The organism is Rectinema subterraneum (assembly GCA_009768935.1).
In the GTDB taxonomy this organism is placed as follows: domain Bacteria; phylum Spirochaetota; class Spirochaetia; order Treponematales; family Rectinemataceae; genus Rectinema; species Rectinema subterraneum.
Genome location: WESA01000081.1, coordinates 1 through 5,377 on the forward strand (window position 1 = coordinate 1; position 5,377 = coordinate 5,377).

Genomic DNA, 5,377 nt, shown 5'->3' on the forward strand with positions numbered 1-5,377 from the left:
GTCGAGAGGAAGGCTGCCGGCAGCTTGCAGATATGCCGCGGCACGTGCCCAATCCTGATGGTTATAGCTTTCACTTACAAGAAATTGCAGAGCCTGATTCTTGGCCTGAGCTCTTCGCGCCTCTTCAAGCGGAACCAGGGCTGTATCCTCATTCATTGCCAGATCGAGCACTGCTTTCGCGAGATCCGCTGCTTCTGCATGGCGGGCTTCGTCGGTCGATTTTTCGAGCGCCTGGATGAGCTGCGACAACGCAACCGGATCTTTGGGGAAATATCGCACCGCCGAACGGGCGAAACGTTCAGCATCGGCCTGGCGGGAATTCTCGAGCGCATATTGGCTTTTGAGCACGAGCCAGGTCCGATCCTGGGAGAAGGCTTTTGCTGCGCTCTCGAGGTAGCGGGAAGCTGCTGAATAGTCTCGTCTCTGGATTGCTGCCTGGGCGAGCGGCACGAGCACTTCAGTTCTGCCTGGGTCATCGTTGAGCGCAGAGGCAAGCCATGCTTCCGCATCAAGGACATTGTTGAGATTGTATAATGTCAAGCCATATAATGCTTTAAATTCAGCGCTTGTACTGCTCGTAATGATCCCCGCTGCAATCGGATCCAGGGCATTTTTCGCTGCCTGGGGCTTTCCGAGCGCCAGGGAGGCCCGCGCAAACCCGCAGGCGGATTTTTCGGACTTGGTATCGAGCAAAAGCGCGCTTGAAAATTCTTTTTCTGCAATGCTATACTCTTTCGAATCGAGCGCTGTCTGTCCGCGAATGAGCATAGGTACGACAGACACGCCTCCCAACGCATCGAATCGGCTCAGCGCCCCGTTCACCTTTTCGCGCACTTCGCTCTTTGCGCTTCGAAAATATGACAGAGATGAGATGAGCTCGGTCATTGTTGAGCAAGGCTCACTCGCAAAAATCTGCGGGTTCTTGCCTGCAAACACATCGACAAGACCAACCAGATAGGTAATGTATTTCTGGCTCGCACCCTGTGCTGCCACAGGAATTTCGAAGCGGGAGTCTTTTGGGCCATACAGAATAAGGCCGACACCGCTCGCAATTGCTCCAAGAGCTGCCTTGTCCGGCGCAGAGAGATATGGGGAAGTTTCAATGCGCGCGCGGGCATCCGTAATCGATTGTGGCGTCGCGCGGATGATGAGCCCTTCTATTTCGGCTGATTCGCCCGAAATTTTTTTAAGCTGCTCGGTGTCGATTTTGGGCAGCGCCTGCTGCGCCTCGGTAATAAGCGGCGTTCCGGAGGCCATGAACACCACAATGATAATCCACGCGCGGAAATAGCGGCGAATTGCGATCGAAAACCTGAAACGAAATTTCATGTTCAATGGTTTATACTAGTACAGATTGGTAAGGAATGCAAGGAAAAGCACTGCTTGCTGAGAAAAAAGAATGCATGCTAGGCTACTATCGATGAAAAGCGCAAACAAAGGCCGAGGCGTCGTTTTTGTATTTACAAGTCTTTGTGTTGCGCTCTTTTTGTGCTTCGCGCTCTTTCTGTCTTCCTGCAGCAACGACCTTCTCGCTCCCCTTGGAATTGGCTCAAACGATTTTTCTATCTCGAACAAGGCACAAGCAAAAGATCTTCGCGATGCGCTCGAAATTCTTCATTCGCCTCGGCTGAAAAAAAGCGGGTATTATCCGGTTCAGCGCATGCTCGCTGCACGAAGAATCAGCACGATTCTCATCGAAGACGGCCAGCAGGCGCGTGCGGCAAGGTTTCTCTCATCGCTCGCCGAAGAACATGATGCCTATGAAGCATGGTATCTTTTTGCTGCGGGCGCGGTCTATGAATCGATGGGCAGCGCGCCGATTGCTCGCATTCTGTACGAGCGCATTATCGAAACTGTCCCCGACATGACCATCGATGGACAATCGATCCACCGCACCTGCCTTGTCAAATTGATCGACAGCGACAATCCTCCAGAGAAAAAAACCGCCTGGTTCAAGGAATTCATCCAGCGTTTCCCGGACGCCGATGAAATTGGGCCTTTCCATTTTCTGCTGGCAAAAGAATACGAAGCTCTCGGTCAATGGACTCAGGCTATCGAAGAATACCGCCGTTTTCTGCCTTATTTCGGTGTTTCTGTGCCTGGCTATTCTGATGCGCATGACTACGCGCGCAAAATGGTCGAATTCAACGATAGCCCGAAAGACTGGACATATGCGGACCTGGGTGAGCTCGTTGCCGGAATCCGGAAAGCAATCGCAGCCCGTTCTCCGCAAACACTCAGAAAATACATGTCCAAAGCAGGATTTTTTGCGATGTCGTGGTACAAGGAAGGCGGAGAGGATTCGAATTCGAATGTGCTGTTCAATTTCAGCAATTTCATGACAAAAGGTCCAATTTACGTGGCTCCTGCCCTCGATCCTTCTTTCAATGATTCGGAAGCCTTCCTTCGGACCTCTGGGTGGACGGGATATATCCCGGTGTGGTATCTATGCTTTCGCAAGGTAAATTTTCCAGCCGATCCGAAGGTGCATGGCAACTGGGAATGGGCTGGCATCTATTTCGGAGAGAAAATGCAATGATCAGAAAATGCTGCCTCTGTATGCTCGCCTCGCTCTGCATCGCAGTTCCACTGATATCAGCGACGGAGGCGGAAGGCGCCTTCCACATTTCTGCGGTGAGCACCGAAGGGTCTTCTTCCGCACTATCCGAAACACCTTCCAGTAGTTCAGCAGCTCATACGCCGCTTGCTCCTGCCCCGACTTCGCAAGCTGCCCCCGATTCTGCATCTATCGTGCCGCCAGAAGCGCCCGAAGAGCTTCCCAGCAGCCCTCTCGAAGAAAGTCAGGAGCCAATCGACTTGAGCCAGCTTGTGCCCGAAGAACTCAGCCTCGAGGAGCACGCCAAAAGCCTTCAATACGATATTCCCATGCCCTGGGGACATGAGCTTTTCGAAAAATACCGGCAATATTATTTGAGCGACCGCGGCAGAAAGATACTGCTTTCGACAATGGAAAAGGCCGCGCCTTTCATGGATTACATCGAATCGAAAGTCGCGGAATACGGCGCACCGCAGGAACTGGCCTTTTTACCTGTGATCGAATCGGCATTCTCGCCGTTTGCAGTGTCCCGCAGCGGTGCGACGGGCATCTGGCAATTCATGAAGAACTCCATCAACGGCTATGGGCTGACCATCACCGAATGGGTGGACGAGCGCCGCGATTTCATGAAAAGTACCGATGCGGCAATTAAAAAGCTCATCGACAATTACAATGACCTCAAGGATTGGCCGCTTGCTATTGCCGCATACAATGCCGGGCTCGGAGCGCTCAGGCGCGCGGTGAATGCGGCAGGAGGCGATACTGATTTCTGGAACATCTACGATAAAGGCCTTGTCTCGAAACAGGCGCTGGATTATGTTCCGAAATTCCTGGCCGTCGCTTCGATTCTGCGCTATCCGGATTTATATGGGCTGGCATTGCCCCCCCGGCAGCTCAAGTGGGAAGCTATCCCCCTCGATCGCCAGGTGGATCTCAAGCTTCTTGCATCCAAGGCTGAAATCCCGCTCGATACGCTGAAACTCGGCAATGCCGAGCTGCACTACACCATTACGCCGCCGGATGACTCGCATCTCCTGAAAGTGCCTGCAGAAAAATCCGACCAGGTTAAAGCGATTCTCTCCGATCCGAATGCGCCGCTTGTTCGCTATGATATCTACAAAGTCAAGCAAGGCGATACGCTAACAGCTATTTCGCGGCATTATGGAGTTTCGATATCGATGATTGCGAAAGTGAACCCAGGCCTCAATCCCGACCGCCTGAAAATCGGCCAGACGCTTATGATTCCGCTTTCGCTCCAGCCTTTGAATCCTTCGATGAGCTCCAATGCGAGCAGCGGATCTGCCAGCGCACAGAGCACTTCGCATACCGTCCAGAAAGGCGATACCCTCTATGGCATTGCGCGGCGCTACGGCACGACTGTGCAGAAAATCGCGAGTCTGAATGGCATTTCTGTAAATTCGGTGCTGCGGATCGGGCAGAAACTGAAGGTGCCGACCCAACCCTGAAAACCGCGAGATTTTTCTTGCGGCTGCGCCCTGCACTCAGCAAAGCGCTCGCTAAAAAATTCGCCGACCGCTTATTCCATCATCGCGAGCGTCGCAAATACCTTTGCGTCTCCGATTATGTTCGCGATATCCGCGTTTTCATTCGGCTGATGCGCGGTCTCATTCATTTTCGACCAAACCACGCAATCATACCCGGCTTTCCGCAGGTACGCGCCGACCGTGCCGCCGCCGATACCGATGGGCTTCGCCTCTACGCCATATACCTGACGTGCTGCACGAGCCAGCATTTCGACCATAGGAGCAGTTGCGGGCGTCGCTCGGGACTCGTTCGACTGCACCACATCAATCGAAACTTTGACGCCATATTCGGCTTCGATGGCGTGCGAAAGCCTTGAAATTTCCTCGAGCGCCATCGAAACCGGATAGACCGGCAAGAGGCGCATGTCGACATAGAAAACATCTTCGCCCGGAATCGTGTTGATATTCGGGACATTCGCTTCTTTTTTAGTCGGACTGATGGTGCTTCGGTCGGGGCTGAACAACGCATCGCGAGCGGTGAAAGCGGTTTTTTCCAGACGATGAATGCGAAGGGCAAGGTCGCATCCGGCCAGGAAGGCGTTGGCCCCCTTGTCAGGCATTGCGGCATGTGTCTGCTTGCCTTTGGTGGTTACTTTGAGCCAGCAGATGTTTTTTTCTGCAACTTCGATTTCGGTAGCATCGGGGGAGCCGCCATCCGGTATGATGATGATATCGTCTTTGCTGAACAAATCGTGATGCTCAAGAAGGTACTGAATGCCGAATTTCGAACCGACTTCCTCATCGGCAATAAAGAGCAGCTTTATCGTGCGCTCTGGCACAATGCCAAGCTTGACAAAAGCAAGCGCTGCAAATACCGATGAAACAAGGCCTTGCTGATTATCCTCGACGCCGCGGCCATAGACTTTGCCATCTTTGACGACTACTTTCCATGGATCGCTGTCCCAGAGGCTGCGCTCTCCCTCGGGAACGACATCGAGGTGCGCCATAATCCATACAGGACTGTCCTTGCGCTTCCCTGGAATTGTCGCGACGAGATTCGGGCGCACTTTGGAAGGAACTCGCTCGTCGGGCGCGTCGTAATGCTGAATATTCTGTATTCCCTCAGCCTTGAGCCATTTTTCGAGAGCTGCGGCTTTTTCGATTTCTCCGATGCCCCCGGATTCGGGCGCAAGCGCGGGGTAAGCGGTCAAGAGGCTCTCCAGTTCTATAATTCCTTTTTCCTGCAAATCCAGAAATTTAGAAATCTGTGCGAGTTCGGTCATGTTTCTTTCCTTCCTGCTCAATGAATAGAATGAGAATGGTGCTGCGCATAGGC

Annotated in this window: 4 protein-coding genes; 2 read left to right on the forward strand and 2 right to left on the reverse strand. The window is 52.9% G+C overall.

The features are described 5' to 3' along the window. Window positions 1-1,329, reverse strand: a 1,329-nt coding sequence (locus GAP13_RS12455; protein WP_158908620.1) for a tetratricopeptide repeat protein, incomplete at its 3' end; no start/stop codon positions are given. Window positions 1,330-1,420: 91 nt separating this feature from the next. On the opposite strand from GAP13_RS12455, the gene GAP13_RS12460 reads away from it, so the two are divergent. Further along, a complete protein-coding gene (locus GAP13_RS12460) occupies window positions 1,421-2,539 on the forward strand; it encodes a tetratricopeptide repeat protein (protein WP_158908621.1) in 1,119 nt (372 codons plus the stop codon). Beyond that, window positions 2,536-4,023: a LysM peptidoglycan-binding domain-containing protein gene (locus GAP13_RS12465; RefSeq protein ID WP_158908622.1), complete on the forward strand. Its 1,488-nt coding sequence runs from the start codon at window positions 2,536-2,538 to the stop codon at window positions 4,021-4,023. Before GAP13_RS12460 ends, GAP13_RS12465 begins: the two co-directional genes overlap by 4 nt. Before the next feature lie 71 nt (window positions 4,024-4,094). Here the strand turns inward: GAP13_RS12465 and GAP13_RS12470 are convergent, their stop codons facing one another. Further along, on the reverse strand, window positions 4,095-5,324 hold the full coding sequence (locus GAP13_RS12470) for a M20 family metallo-hydrolase (RefSeq protein WP_158908623.1): 1,230 nt from the start codon (window positions 5,322-5,324) through the stop codon (window positions 4,095-4,097). Window positions 5,325-5,377 lie beyond the last annotated feature (53 nt).

Coding starts and splice junctions, on each gene's coding strand:
- GAP13_RS12470 (WP_158908623.1), bottom strand. CDS start 5,324: ATGACCGAACTCGCACAGATTTCTAAATTTCTGGATTTGCAGGAAAAA.
- GAP13_RS12460 (WP_158908621.1), top strand. CDS start 1,421: ATGAAAAGCGCAAACAAAGGCCGAGGCGTCGTTTTTGTATTTACAAGT.
- GAP13_RS12465 (WP_158908622.1), top strand. CDS start 2,536: ATGATCAGAAAATGCTGCCTCTGTATGCTCGCCTCGCTCTGCATCGCA.